Genomic DNA, 13,832 nt, shown 5'->3' with positions numbered 1-13,832 from the left:
TACCTAATAAAAAAACCGGTTATATAAATAACCGGTTCCTATAAATTAAACCCTGACGGGAATTATTTATAACGATCAACCATTTTCTCTAGAGAAATCGGACGAATCTTGTCAGCATTTCCAGCTGTACCAAACGCTTCATAACGATCAATACAAATTTGCTTCATTGAATCTACAGTTTTAGCAAAGTATTTACGTGGATCGAATTCAGCTGGGTTTTCAGCCATAAACTGACGAATTGCACCAGTAGATGCTAAACGTAAGTCTGTATCGATATTGATCTTACGCACACCATGTTTAATTGCTTCTACAAGCTGCTCAACAGGTACACCATAAGTCTCTTTAATATCACCGCCAAACTCATTGATTACTTTCAACCACTCTTGCGGCACAGAACTTGAACCATGCATAACAAGATGAGTATTTGGTAATGCCGCATGAATTTCTTTAATGCGGTCAATTGCCAAGATATCACCTGTAGGTGGACGAGTGAACTTGTAAGCACCATGTGAAGTACCTACAGCAATCGCTAATGCATCTACATTAGTATCGGCAACAAACTGAGTCGCTTCTTCAACAGAAGTAAGAAGTTGTGAGTGATCAAGTACGCCTTCTGCACCAACACCGTCTTCTTCGCCAGCCATACCAGTTTCAAGGCTACCTAAACAGCCAATCTCACCTTCGACAGAAACACCACATGCATGTGCCAAAGCAACAACATTACGAGTTACATCAACGTTGTATTCATAAGAAGTAGGTGTTTTACCATCTGTACCTAATGAACCGTCCATCATCACTGAGCTAAAGCCAAGCTGAATTGAACGCTGACAGATATCAGGGCTTGTTCCATGGTCTTGATGCATTACCACTGGAATATGTGGCCATTCTTCAATTGCAGCCAAAATAAGATGGCGTAAGAATGGAGCGCCTGCATATTTGCGAGCTCCAGCTGATGCTTGAACAATTACAGGTGAATTGGTTGCATCCGCGGCAAGCATAATTGCACGCATTTGTTCTAAGTTATTTACGTTAAATGCTGGTACGCCGTAGTTATGTTCAGCAGCGTGATCCAAGAGCTGGCGCATTGAAATGAGTGCCATAATATCCTCCCAGGTAGTGCGGCTTATTCTACCCTGTCATTTATTTCAATTCAGCAACAAATCACAGTATTTCAAAAAAAATCCCTGCATTTGCAGGGATTTTTTAACAAAAAACAACAAATTAATGTGTTTCTGAAGCAGCAGCCTCACTTGGCGCACTACCTTCAACCACATCTGTATTCTTTTCATCTAGAACTGGCTTATCAATCGCATCAATTGCTGCTTGTTGCTCAGGCGTTACTTTTTCAGAAACAGCAGTAGATGCAGCTGATTCTTGGCCCGCTTGAGATGCTTCATCTTTCTTAGCACAAGCAGTCAACATCATTGGTACAATTAACATAGCAGCAAATGTAAGCTTTAAATTCATCACTATTTTCCACAGTTGGTGATTTAATACTCGACATTTTATTGCAAATATATGACAGTTTAATGACTTATCAATGAAAAAGGGATTGGTTACCCAATCCCTTCTTATTTCTATATAACAGTATTAAGCACGTTCAAGCAAAGCAGCAACTGCTGGCAATGTTTTTCCTTCAACAAATTCAAGGAATGCACCACCACCTGTAGAAATATAACCAATTTGATCAGCGACGTTATATTTATCAATCGCAGCTAATGTATCTCCACCACCTGCGATCGAGAATCCTTCAGATTGAGCAACCGCAAGAGAAAGCGCTTTGGTGCCCTCACCAAATTGATCTACTTCAAATACGCCAACTGGACCATTCCAAAGGATCGTTTTTGATGTTGTTAAAATATCAGCAAATGCTTTAGCTGTTTCTGGACCAACGTCTAAAATCATATCATTTGCAGTCACATCTTCTACTTTCTTCACAACAGCTTGAGCTGCTGCTAAAGAACCTAAGAAATCTTCAAAATTAATTTGCGATGCATCAGCAACTACAACATCTGTAGGAAGTGGAACACTTACTTTAGCAGCAATTTGTTTAGCAGTTTCAACCAAGTCAGCTTCATATAATGATTTACCAACGTTAAAGCCAGCAGCTGCTAAGAATGTATTTGCAATACCGCCCCCAACGATCAGTTGATCACAGATACTAGAAAGTGAGTTTAAAACATCGAGTTTAGTTGAAACTTTAGAACCAGCAACAATTGCAACCATTGGTTTTTCAGGAGTTTGCATTGCACGGCCTAGTGCATCTAACTCAGCAGCCAACAAAGGACCAGCAGCAGCAACTGGAGCGAAACGAGCTACACCTTCAGTAGATGCTTCTGCACGATGAGCAGTACCAAATGCATCCATAACAAATACGTCACATAGTGCAGCATATTTTTGAGCGAGCTCTGGATTATTTTTCTTTTCGCCATGGTTAAAGCGTACATTTTCAAGCAATACAACTTGACCAGCTTCAACTTCAACGCCTTCTAGATAATCTGTTAATAATTTAACTTCTTGGCCCAATACTTCTGTTAAATAAGCAGCGACTGGTGCAAGTGATTGTTCTGGCTTTGGTTCACCTTCAACAGGACGACCTAGATGTGAACATACCATCACTGCTGCGCCTTTATCTAAAGCAGCTTTAATAGTTGGTAATGCTGCACGTAAGCGAGCATCGCTAGTAATCACACCATTTTTGACAGGAACGTTTAAATCTTCACGAATAAGGACACGTTTGCCTGTTAAGTTAAGGTCAGTCATACGCTGAAAATTCATGTAAAGCTCTCTTTATGATTTTAAAAACGCGCCAATTTTAAATGATTACATCAAAAAAGGTTAGTTTTTTTGCATAAAAGCTGTAGAAAGCCCCAGTTTTGATTATGATAGAGGTAGTTATTTGATATTTCACCCATTATGTCTATTCATCCAGATCCACAAATCAATCGCTTAAATGTTTTAGGGGAACCTTTAGCAAGTTGTTGCTTTGACCCTATTACAGGCTATTTTAGAAATGGTTTCTGCCACACAGCAGTAACAGACCTTGGTCAGCATACCGTATGTGCACAAATGACCTCTGATTTCTTAAATTTCTCTCAGAAAATTGGTAATGATCTTATTACTCCTTTGCCAGAAGTAGGTTTCCCTGGTCTGAAACCGGGTGATTTCTGGTGTATCTGCGTAACTCGCTGGGTAGAGGCTTATCAAGCGGGTGAAGCCCCTCCTATTAAAATACATGCATGTCATCAAGCTGTATTAAGCTATGTACCTTTAGATGTATTAATGGAATTTGCAGTGTAATGGTTCAGCCACAAATTATTTTGGCTTCGAGTAGTCAAACTCGCAAAGACTTAATGGACCGTCTTGGAATTAATTATATTTGTATTAGTCCCGATATTGATGAAAGTCCTCGCGATGAAACCCATGCCGATGAACTTGCAAAAAGGCTCGCTTTCACAAAAGCTCAGGTGATTGCTGAACAGAACCCATCAGCCATCGTTATTGGTTCAGATCAAGTTGCTTGGCGAGAACATGCTCCGCATGACTTTATTGGCAAACCGATGACTAGTGAAAATGCTAAAGCACAACTAGCCGAAAATTCTGGTCGAACTGTTTTTTTTAGTACAGCACTTAGCGTGCAATGGCTCGATAGAGACTTTGAGCAAACGCTCGTTGAACATTATCAAGTTAAATTTCGAAACCTGAATCAAGCTGAAATTGAACGATACGTTTTATTAGATCAGCCACTACATTGCGCTGGCAGCTTTAAGTGTGAAAGTTTAGGAATTAGCTTGTTTGAAAAAATGATAGGCCAAGACCAGACCATACTTATGGGTCTTCCTATGATTCAACTTTGCCATATTTTAAGGCAACTTGATCTACAAATTCCTTAATTCTAGATATTTTATAAATAGGTTATTTCCATGACAGAACCTTTAACAGTTTTAGGCGGTATTACTGCCGAGCAATTTTTAGCAGAGTATTGGCAGAAAAAACCTTTACTGGTGCGTAACGGATTACCAGAAATTATAGGTCTTTTACAACCTCAGGATGTGCAAGAACTTGCCTTGGAAGAACATGCAAGTGCCAGACTGATTCGCCAAAAAGATAAAAATCCAAATGAATGGCACGTAAAGTCTTCACCTTTAACCAAAGGTGATTTTCAAAAGCTACCAAAATTATGGTCAATTTTAGTACAGGCAGTAGATCACTACTCTTTTGATCTTTCTGAACTTTGGAAAAAATTTCCTTTTATTCCTCAATGGCGCCGCGACGATATTATGGTGTCTTATGCACCTAAGGGTGGTTCAGTTGGGAAACATTTCGATTTTTATGATGTGTTTTTAGTTCAGGGTCATGGTCATCGTCGCTGGCAGCTAGGTCAAATGTGCGATGTAAATACTGCATTTGTACCCAATCAACCATTAAAACTCTTGCCAGAAATAGATGTGCAATTTGATGAGGTTTTAGCACCAGGCGATTTACTCTATGTTCCTCCTGGAATGGCACATTATGGGGTAGCTGAAGATGACTGCTTAACTTTCTCATTTGGCTTTCGCATGCCAAACGTTGCAGGAATGATGGAACGTATTAGCGATCAATTTTCAGCTAATACTTTACTTCAAAATCCTGTTGTAGATATCGCACGCAAACAAATGAGCCAAATTGGCGAAATTAACTCAACTGAACTAAGCTATCTAAAAGACTTAGTTTTAGCTCAGTTGCAAGACTCTGCAGCACTTGATGCAGCAATCATGTCATACATGAGTGAACCGAAATATCCAGATAATATTCCAGAACCTGATGAGATCGAAGCCGATGATCTTCAAGAGATCTTACATGAAGGTTATGAAGTTCTATTAGAACCTGCCTCTCGCCTACTTTATACAGAAAATAACGGAATTCTAAACTTCTGGGGAAATGGCGAAGCGCTATGTATAGCTGAAACTTTCGCACCAAAATTAAAAGCTATTGCTGATGGAGAAAGCTTAGCTTTCGATAGCGAATTTAATGAGCTTGAAATCCTTGAGAATGTTGCTTACTTACTCAATGAATCTATTTTGATGCTTTTACCTCCTTCAGAGTAAGAAACTTTAATAAAAATGGACTTTTCAAAGCAACGGAAAGTCCACTTTTAAATTGGCCGACAAACTCAAAAATAGATTTGTTTTTTGTTTATTAATTTTCCTTTTGAAATTTTAAAGCGACTTATCGCAAAAATATTGAAGTTAAAAGATTTTGAAAAAGGAAGTATAATTATTTAAATATATAGCCTAGAACCCTTTACCTTTCCCTTAAAAGTAAAACTTCAGCTTTTAAAAAAATAATATCTTTTTTCTATCAATAACAAACAATACCTTGTAAAATTAAATTATCTAGATTCTCATTGATAAAGATCACCGTTCAAGCTAATAGCAATTCATTTGTGAGAGGCTAAAATATGTCGAAAAAAGATGACATTATTAACACCGCATTAAGACTTTTTAACTCGTATAGCTATAATTCTATAGGTGTAGATCGCATCATTAATGAATCTGGCGTTGCAAAAATGACTTTCTATAAGCATTTTCCATCAAAAGAAAAATTAATTGAAGAGTGTCTACTTCTTCGAAATACGCTTCTACAAAACTCTCTTACTTCTGCCTTATCAAAACATGATGAGTTAGACCCTCTTGCCAGAATTAAAGCAGTATTTTTATGGTATTCCGACTGGTTTAATAGCGAAGATTTTAATGGCTGTATGTTTCAAAAAGCCTTGGAAGAGGTTTTAAAACAATATCCTTCAACACATCAACCTGCCACTTTGTATAAAGCTTGGTTGACTCAACTTATGCAAAATCTTCTTAACCAGTATGATGTAAAAGAGCCAGTTCCCCTATCTTTACTACTCGTTAATATTTTGGAAGGTATGACCATACAGGCTCAAGTCGAACATGGTTCAATAAAAATTAATGATTACTGGACTCGAGTAGAAAAATTAATCGATTTCGAAAGAGCAGCATAAAAATAAAGCGTGATATTCTTCTTCTTATATTTAATGATTCTTCTTATGTATCACGCTGCGTCTGAAAGTCATTTTGGTTCACAATTAGACGTTTTTTTCGACCTTACTGAACCAAAATATACAGACCTGTCTGTACAAAACAGATTATATATTTAAAAAATAAAAACTCAATCCTTTTTTATGATTTGTCTCAAGATAAATTAGATTTAACTATTTATCGAAAGCAAATTGAAATTGTTTTAGGTTGACTTCGTTTCACTTATACTTAACAATTACACTTATAACACAAAGCAACATTTTAGACACAAAAGAAATACAAATAGTTGTTTTTAATTAGAAAGACTACTTATTTATCAATTCCTCTTATATTGCTTTTCAACAAAAACAATTGGATTGATTAGTTTTGCTACATTCATTTTCATAAGATCAATCTATACTATGCCCGCTATATTGATATAGGTATAAAGTATGAAAGATGGACTCCAAATCGAAGAAATGAAAAATGCGGCTGATTCAGTCGTTGGAATTCTTAAATCTTTGGCTAATACAGATCGTTTATTAATTTTATGTCACTTAGCTTATGAGGAGTTAAATGTTTCTCAAATTGAAGAGAAGACCCAAATTACCCAGCCCACTCTTTCACAACAACTTATGATGCTACGCAAAAGTGATGTTGTATCAACCCGTCGTGATGGCAAGCAAATTTTTTATTCAATTAAGGATGACAATATGCATTCAATTTTAAATACGCTTCATCAGCTGTACTGTGCAAGTAAATAATATTTTTTAAATTATAAATTTATAATAATAGTAGTAACTTCCTGAAATATGCGATTTTTCAGCTTGAAAGCTTAGAGTCCAATCCAAGCACAAAGTTTTGAAAATTCGCGTAGCTTTTCTAAAAAGCTCAACCATATTTAACTTTTTGCCACCCTATTTTCTTTAGCCTATTCCATGCTTTCACAGCTTTTTGATATACCTCGTTTTTTAATGAGCAATTAACAAGCAAAATCACCAACTACAAAATTAAAAATATTAAATTAAGACCAATAAAAACAAATATTTAATATTACCACTAAGTATAAATACTTATAGGTGCTATAAAAAAGCTTAAGATTCACATCACTTAAGTATAAAATACTCCGCTTGTTCAACCTTTAGCCATGATTAGGTTAATAAGGCCTTTATATGCTTGCATTCTTTTCTCGATTAAGCTTAGTCACTAAGATTATTATCGCCATTATTCTAGGGATAGGCGTTGCATTACTATTTCCGAACGTTACGCCTTACTTAAGTTTATTTGGTGAGCTTTTCATTAAAGCCTTAAAGTCGGTTGCCCCTATTTTAGTTTTTGTATTGGTGCTTTCTTCTATTGCCAACTTCCAAGTGGGTCATAGCGCCAATTTACGCCCAGTCTTACTACTGTACGTTATAGGTATGTTGTTAGCCGCTTTTAGTGCTGTTATTGCAAGTTTATCTTTTCCAAGCACTCTTTACCTCAACACGGTTTCTCATAATAATTTACAAGCGCCTGGTAGTCTCGCAGATATATTAAAAAACTTGCTTTTAAGCTTTATTGCGAACCCTGTTCAAGCAATTAGTGAAGCTAACTTTATTGGTATTTTAGCTTGGGCAATTGGCCTAGGTTTAGCTATGCGCCATAGTTCAGATACCACAAAACAAGTGATGCAAGATGTTTCACATGCTGTAAGTGCTATTATTCATAAAGTAATTGCTTTTGCACCAGTCGGTATTTTTGGATTGGTTGCTGTGACCTTTGCTGATGCTGGTCTTGCGACGCTTGAGAGCTATGCACACTTATTAGTGGTGTTATTAGGAACAATGTTATTTGTTGCCCTCGTAGTGAACCCTATTTTAGTAGGTTTAACTATCCGTGGTAATCCATATCCATTAGTTTTTAAATGTTTAAAAGAAAGTGGGATCACTGCATTCTTCACACGAAGCTCAGCAGCAAACATTCCAGTTAACTTGGATTTAGCAGAGCGTTTAGGTGTTAACCCGTCTACAGCTAGTGTGTCTATTCCTTTAGGCGCAACAGTAAATATGGCAGGTGCAGCAGTCACGATTACTGTACTTACATTAGCTACTGTGCATACGCTTGGCATTCATGTTGATTTAGCTACAATGGTTATTTTATCAGTTGTTGCGACTGTATCAGCTTGTGGTGCTTCGGGTGTTGCTGGCGGTTCTTTACTTCTGATTCCAGTCGCTTGTAGTTTATTTGGTATTTCATCAGAAGTAGCAATGCAAGTTGTTGCGGTTGGTATGATTATCAGTGTATTGCAAGACTCTACAGAAACAGCCCTTAACTCATCTACAGATGTATTATTTACCGCAGCTGTAGATATTCGCTCTAAGCAAGCGTCTTAAACAAAATGCCATTTCAACGTCTACCAAACTGGTTCCAACTTGGAGCCTTTTTGCTGGCATTTAATGCCGGAATGATTAATGTCTTAGGGTTAATTACTCTTTTGCATCAATCTATTTCACATATGACTGGCAACGTTAGTATGCTGGCTATGAGTTTGGTAGAGTGGCAACCAGAACATATCATTTTTTTACTTCTGGTGATTATTTGTTATGTTTGCGGTTCATTTTATAGTGGTTTTATTTTAGGTAGTAGTCATTTTCGACTAGGTCGTCGTTATGGCTTACCTTTGAGCCTTGTTGCCTTATTCATTTTCCTTTGCTGGCTATTGCTTCCTTATTTTCCACGCTATGGATTATTATGGGCTTGTACGGCCATGGGTTTACAAAATGCGATGGTAAGCCACTACAAAGGAACAATTATTCGCACTACCCACCTATCTGGTGTGCTGACTGATATTGGTTTAGCACTTGGATATAAAGCCAGAGGCTTAATTGTAGAAAATCGACGTATTGTTTTACATTTACTTATTCTTGCTGGCTTCCTGCTGGGTGGAATTCTTGCCGCCTCAGTACATCCATATTTGAAACTACAATCATTTTTATTGCCAGCAATTTTAAGCTTAGCCTTAAGTATTTCTTACTGGATAGTTTATCTCTATAGTACTTCAACTTCACAAAAGGACTAAGACATGGTTAAAAATGCCTTACAAGCACAGCTATTAAAAGCTGGTTTAGTTGATAATAAAAAAGCAAAAAAATTAACAAAGCAAGCTCATCACGAACAACGTCTTGGACTAAGTAATGAGGCTGAAATCAGAGCAAATATTGAAAAAGCTCAACAAGAAAAGTTAGCTAAAGATCAGGCTTTAAATTTAGAAAAACAGAAACAGCTTGAAGAAAAAGCACTTAAAGCATCAATCATTCAGATGATTAAACAACATAAAATTACTGATTTTGCTGGTGATGTGGCTTATCAGTTTATTGATGAAAATAAAATCAAAAAAGTTTATCTATCTCAGCAAGTTTATAATGCACTTGTTGCAGGTAGCCTAGTTATTGCTAAAGATCAAGATCAATACGCCTATCTTCCAAAAGCTTTAGGTGAAAAAATTGATCAAAAAATGCAAGGCTTCATTTTGATTAATAATGCTGAGAAAAACGAACAAGCTACTGATGAGGAAGATCCATATGCAGCATATGTTATTCCAGATGACTTAATGTGGTAATACGATACTTAGGCCTTTACGACCAAAATCTAAAGGCCTTTTCTAATATGTGTAGCTGTAATAATTTAACAAATGTTCAAAATACTAATAAAAAATACTTAAAGAATAAATTCCTTCACCCTTTATCTATTAATCTCGATATAATGAATAATATTTTTTAGTCCTCGCGACGTTCTTGAAGATTTCTTCGAGTCTCCATTTTTGCGTCATGTATTAATTTAAGACGTACAACATTATCAGTTCATGTGTATTTGCATATATTCACAAGATCGAAACCCTAAGTGATATTGATCTAACTGACTTTTTGCAAATTAAATTGCAAAGATTTAATTAAGTGGCTTTTGTCTCAAAGGTAGTAATTCATGCTGAAGTGGTTTGAAAAACTTGTAGATCCCTACCCAACTAAAGGTTTAGATGAACCTTTACCGACTCGTTTTTTCCCATTTGTGTGGCAAGCTACGGAAGGCTTACGCCCTTACTTATTCTTACTTATTCTTTTTACAGCAGGTGCTGCAAGCTTTGAAGCCTTACTTTTTTCAAAGATTGGACAACTCGTAGACTGGTTAAGTAAAAGTCATCCGGAAAGCTTTTTAAGTCAGCATGCTACTGATTTACTCATTTTGATTGCAGTCTTATTTACCAATATCTTTTTTGTAAATATTCAATCTATTATCAAACATCAGATTTTATATAGTACCTTCCCAATGCGTTTGCGCTGGCGTTTCCATAATCTTTTATTGAAACAAAGCTTGGACTTTTTCCATAATGACTTTGCAGGACGACTTTCTGCTAAGGTTATGCAAACAGCATTAGCAATCCGTGAGTTCTGGATTATTTTGGGTGACATGCTGGCATACGTCAGCATTTACTTCATTACAGTCAGCATTGTTCTTGGCGCAATTTCACCAATTTTACTTATTCCACTTTTAGTTTGGTTAAGCCTATTTTTATTAAGCGCATGGTTCTTTATCCCCCGCTTAAGTAAAGTTTCTCAGCAACAAGCCGATGCTAGAGCGATCATGACGGGCCGTGTAACAGATGCATACACCAACATCCAAACGGTAAAACTATTTGCCCATGCTGGCCGTGAAAGCCAATACGCAAAAGCATCTATGAAAGAGTTTATGACTACAGTCTATGCTCAAATGCGTTTAGGCACCCTCTTTGAAGTCAGCATCAATATGTTGTCTGCTGTTTTATTTGTAGGTGTAATTGGTACTTCTGTTTGGCTATGGACCCAAGGTTTAGCAGCATTAGGTGTAATCGCAGCAACTACTGCAATGATTTTAAAACTTAATAGTATGGCTGAATTTATGATGTGGCATATGTCAGCCTTATTTGAAAATGTTGGAACCATTCAAGATGGTATGCAAACATTAGGTAAAAAAATCAATATTCAAGACAAACCAGATGCAAAACCACTTGCAGTGACCAAAGGTGAAATTGTATTTAAAGATGTAAGCTTTGCTTATAACAATAAAAATGTGATTGATCACTTCAACTTGCATATTAGAGCAGGCGAAAAAATAGGAATCGTGGGCCGTTCTGGCGCAGGAAAGTCGACGCTGATCCAGTTGCTTTTACATTTTTACCATCTTAAGCAAGGTGCCATTTTAATTGATGGTCAAAACATCGAAGATGTAACTCAAGATAGTTTAAGAGCTAATATTGCTTTGGTTACTCAAGATACGTCTTTATTGCATCGCTCAGTTGCAGAAAATATTAAATATGGTCGCCCTGATGCATCTGATGCAGACATGGAGAATGCTGTAAATAAAGCCAAAGCTGCTGAATTTATTCCGCAATTGGTTGATTTAAAAGGACGTAGTGGTTATAACGCTCAAGTAGGTGAACGTGGTGTTAAACTTTCTGGTGGTCAAAGACAGCGTATTGCCATTGCACGTGTATTCTTAAAAGATGCTCCTATTCTTATTTTAGATGAAGCAACTAGTGCATTAGACTCGGAAGTTGAAGCAACAATCCAGTCAAGTTTAAATGACCTGATGGTTGATAAAACCGTTATTGCAATTGCACACCGTTTATCTACTATTGCACAAATGGACCGTTTAATCGTTCTTGATGAAGGTCGAATTGCTGAGCAAGGAACTCATGAAGAGTTAATTGCGCAAAATGGTATATACGCACAGTTATGGAAACGTCAAACAGGTGGTTTCCTAATTGAACAAAAAGTATTACAGGGTCAAGATTAATGCTTTATTTAGAAGATTTGAAAATTGGTGATCGTTTCATTAGCCGTGAATATGAAATTACCTTAGATGAAATCAAAAAATTCGCAAACTGCTATGACCCTCAACCCTTCCATATAGATGAAGAACAAGCTAAGCACGATCCAATTTTTCAAGGAATTGCTGCTAGCGGTTGGCATACTTCTGCAATTACTATGCGGTTATGGACGGAATGTATGCCGATTCATGGCGGCCTGATTGGTTCAGAATCTAGCTTACGGTGGCCACGCCCCACTCGACCAGGTGATAAAATTCATGTTGAAGCAGAAATTTCAGCGATCACACCATCCAAAACAAAATTAGATCGTGGTATTGTAAGTTACGTTACGCAAGCCTTAAATCAAAATGGTGACGTATTACTCATTTCAACAACAAAAATTGTTGTCTTTAAAAAGAATGTTTAAAACATGGTTGATATGATTGTCTAACAGTTTTTATAAACTCAGATTATATTTCATGACAAGATGTGTAAGAAATGCATGTGACAAATTGATGAGAGCAATGGAACGCATATGAAAATTACCTCAGCTCGTCAAGATCAAGGTATTCCGGGTGTCTATGGCTTATTGCTATTAGATGTTGTTTCACGTTGGGGATATAACGATGAAACATTATTTGCTCCATTTCATCTTACTAGTGAGCAACTGGCCGATCCTGATTATCGTATTTCTACACCTGTAGCAAACGAACTGGTTAAACACGCGCTTAATTTAACTGGTGAAACTACTTTGGGGTACCATCTTGGTACTCAAATGCGTATTTCGATTCATGGCTTCATTGGCTATGCAATTATGACAGCCAAAGATATTACAGAAGCAATTGCCCTTGCAGCACGCTTTATTCAACTACGTCTACCTTTTTTACAACTCTATTTTTCAACGTTTGGGCCAAAAGCTACCCTACAATTACAGTGCGACATCGAACTTGAACCTCTACGGACAGAAATCGTTTTAGGTTTGACCATTGGCATCATGAGTATGGCTAAAGCGATTACGGGTATCGAAGATTTAGCTGGTGATGTAGATTTGGACTTTCCTGAACCAGAAGGCTTTGAAAAGTATAGAAATAAACTAAGCAGCACAATTCGCTTCAACCAGCCACATCTGATTTCAAGTTTTGATAAAAAATACTTAGGAATTAAATTAGTTAATGCTGATCCTATCGCAAGTCAGGTTGCTATTAATCAGTGCGAAGCCGAACTTTCCGCTTTAGGTGAGCGCCGTCGTTTAGCAATGCGAGTTCGTGATATTTTAAGTAATTCTGAACAACATTATTTAAGCATTGAAAATGTAGCTGAATGTCTACACATGTCAGACCGTACACTAAAGCGCCAATTAGCGGCTGAAGGAACTTCATTTTCTACATTGGTTGATGAAGTGCGCTATCGACATGCAACATCTCTACTTTCACGTACAGATTACAGTCTTGAACAAATTGCAGATGAACTTGGCTATTCAGACGTTGCAAATTTTAGCCGTGCTTTTAAACGCTGGAGTGGCCGTAGCCCAAGCAACTGGCGTAAAGACCCATACTTATAATGTTTAAAACTATTGGACACAAGCTTAAGGAGTTACCATGAATCATCCTTCTGAACTGAAGTATGCACGTACACATGAGTGGGTAAAGATTGAGGGTGATCTTGTTATTACAGGGATTACCGATCATGCACAAGATGAACTTGGCGATTTGGTTTACGTTGAAACTCCGGAAGTTGGGAGTAAAGTTACTGCTGGCGAACAAGCTGGTGTGGTTGAATCAGTAAAAACTGCTTCTGACATCCATGCTCCTGTTTCAGGCACTGTAGTAGAAGTAAATACTGACCTTGAAGATGATCCTGATTTTGTAAATGACGATCCATATGGAAAAGGCTGGATTTATAAAATCAAACCAGACAACATTGCAGATGTTGAAAAACTTTTAACAAATGCAGAATACGAAGCTGGCTTATAAAAGATAGCTATAGCT

15 protein-coding genes are annotated in these 13,832 nt (G+C 37.1%); 12 read left to right on the top strand and 3 right to left on the bottom strand.

Annotated features, from left to right (window positions below; all coding sequences use genetic code 11):
* Nucleotides 1-62: 62 nt before the first annotated feature.
* From fba to B806_RS0114905, 3 genes are all read right to left on the bottom strand, one after another.
* Nucleotides 63-1,100, bottom strand: coding sequence for a class II fructose-bisphosphate aldolase (gene fba / locus B806_RS0114915; RefSeq protein WP_002121428.1), 1,038 nt, complete (start codon nucleotides 1,098-1,100; stop codon nucleotides 63-65).
* A 121-nt stretch (nucleotides 1,101-1,221) separates the two neighbouring features.
* Nucleotides 1,222-1,467, bottom strand: coding sequence for a hypothetical protein (locus B806_RS0114910; RefSeq protein WP_002121463.1), 246 nt, complete (start codon nucleotides 1,465-1,467; stop codon nucleotides 1,222-1,224).
* A 123-nt stretch (nucleotides 1,468-1,590) separates the two neighbouring features.
* The gene (locus B806_RS0114905; protein WP_017386816.1) at nucleotides 1,591-2,778 is read right to left on the bottom strand and encodes a phosphoglycerate kinase; all 1,188 of its coding nucleotides are present in this window, start codon (nucleotides 2,776-2,778) and stop codon (nucleotides 1,591-1,593) included.
* Nucleotides 2,779-2,916: 138 nt separating this feature from the next.
* Between B806_RS0114905 and B806_RS0114900 the strand changes: the two genes are divergently transcribed.
* The 12 genes from B806_RS0114900 (at nucleotide 2,917) to gcvH (ending at nucleotide 13,817) form a co-directional block, all read left to right on the top strand.
* A complete protein-coding gene (locus B806_RS0114900) occupies nucleotides 2,917-3,300 on the top strand; it encodes a DUF2237 domain-containing protein (RefSeq protein ID WP_002121396.1) in 384 nt (127 codons plus the stop codon).
* Entirely contained in the window at nucleotides 3,300-3,893 is a 594-nt protein-coding gene (locus B806_RS0114895) for a Maf family protein (protein ID WP_017386815.1), read from the top strand. Before B806_RS0114900 ends, B806_RS0114895 begins: the two co-directional genes overlap by 1 nt.
* Nucleotides 3,894-3,923: 30 nt before the next feature.
* Nucleotides 3,924-5,087 carry a cupin domain-containing protein gene (locus B806_RS0114890; protein WP_002121480.1) on the top strand — a complete coding sequence of 388 codons (1,164 nt, stop codon included), beginning with the start codon at nucleotides 3,924-3,926 and terminating at the stop codon, nucleotides 5,085-5,087.
* A gap of 353 nt (nucleotides 5,088-5,440) precedes the next feature.
* Nucleotides 5,441-6,004 carry a TetR/AcrR family transcriptional regulator gene (locus B806_RS0114885; RefSeq protein ID WP_002121343.1) on the top strand — a complete coding sequence of 188 codons (564 nt, stop codon included), beginning with the start codon at nucleotides 5,441-5,443 and terminating at the stop codon, nucleotides 6,002-6,004.
* Nucleotides 6,005-6,472: 468 nt separating this feature from the next.
* Nucleotides 6,473-6,784, top strand: coding sequence for a metalloregulator ArsR/SmtB family transcription factor (locus B806_RS0114880; RefSeq protein ID WP_002121379.1), 312 nt, complete (start codon nucleotides 6,473-6,475; stop codon nucleotides 6,782-6,784).
* A gap of 408 nt (nucleotides 6,785-7,192) precedes the next feature.
* Nucleotides 7,193-8,395: a serine/threonine transporter SstT gene (sstT, locus tag B806_RS0114875; protein ID WP_002121409.1), complete on the top strand. Its 1,203-nt coding sequence runs from the start codon at nucleotides 7,193-7,195 to the stop codon at nucleotides 8,393-8,395.
* Between the two features lie 5 nt (nucleotides 8,396-8,400).
* Nucleotides 8,401-9,081: a YoaK family protein gene (locus tag B806_RS0114870; protein ID WP_002121399.1), complete on the top strand. Its 681-nt coding sequence runs from the start codon at nucleotides 8,401-8,403 to the stop codon at nucleotides 9,079-9,081.
* 3 nt (nucleotides 9,082-9,084) lie between these two features.
* On the top strand, nucleotides 9,085-9,621 hold the full coding sequence (locus B806_RS0114865) for a DUF2058 domain-containing protein (protein WP_017386814.1): 537 nt from the start codon (nucleotides 9,085-9,087) through the stop codon (nucleotides 9,619-9,621).
* A gap of 362 nt (nucleotides 9,622-9,983) precedes the next feature.
* Nucleotides 9,984-11,831 carry an ABC transporter ATP-binding protein gene (locus tag B806_RS0114860; RefSeq protein WP_017386813.1) on the top strand — a complete coding sequence of 616 codons (1,848 nt, stop codon included), beginning with the start codon at nucleotides 9,984-9,986 and terminating at the stop codon, nucleotides 11,829-11,831.
* Nucleotides 11,831-12,271: a MaoC family dehydratase gene (locus B806_RS0114855; protein ID WP_017386812.1), complete on the top strand. Its 441-nt coding sequence runs from the start codon at nucleotides 11,831-11,833 to the stop codon at nucleotides 12,269-12,271. The genes B806_RS0114860 and B806_RS0114855 overlap by 1 nt, the downstream gene beginning before the upstream one ends.
* A 108-nt stretch (nucleotides 12,272-12,379) precedes the next feature.
* Complete coding sequence (locus B806_RS0114850; protein ID WP_002121430.1) at nucleotides 12,380-13,405, top strand: AraC family transcriptional regulator; 1,026 nt, start codon at nucleotides 12,380-12,382, stop codon at nucleotides 13,403-13,405.
* 37 nt (nucleotides 13,406-13,442) lie between these two features.
* Entirely contained in the window at nucleotides 13,443-13,817 is a 375-nt protein-coding gene (gcvH, locus tag B806_RS0114845) for a glycine cleavage system protein GcvH (RefSeq protein WP_005069578.1), read from the top strand.
* Nucleotides 13,818-13,832 lie beyond the last annotated feature (15 nt).

The organism is Acinetobacter sp. TG2027, assembly GCF_000302435.1.
GTDB classification, from domain to species: Bacteria; Pseudomonadota; Gammaproteobacteria; order Pseudomonadales; family Moraxellaceae; genus Acinetobacter; species Acinetobacter pittii.
The sequence above is the reverse complement of the archived record's forward strand: the minus strand, read 5'-3'. Positions and strand labels throughout refer to the sequence as shown.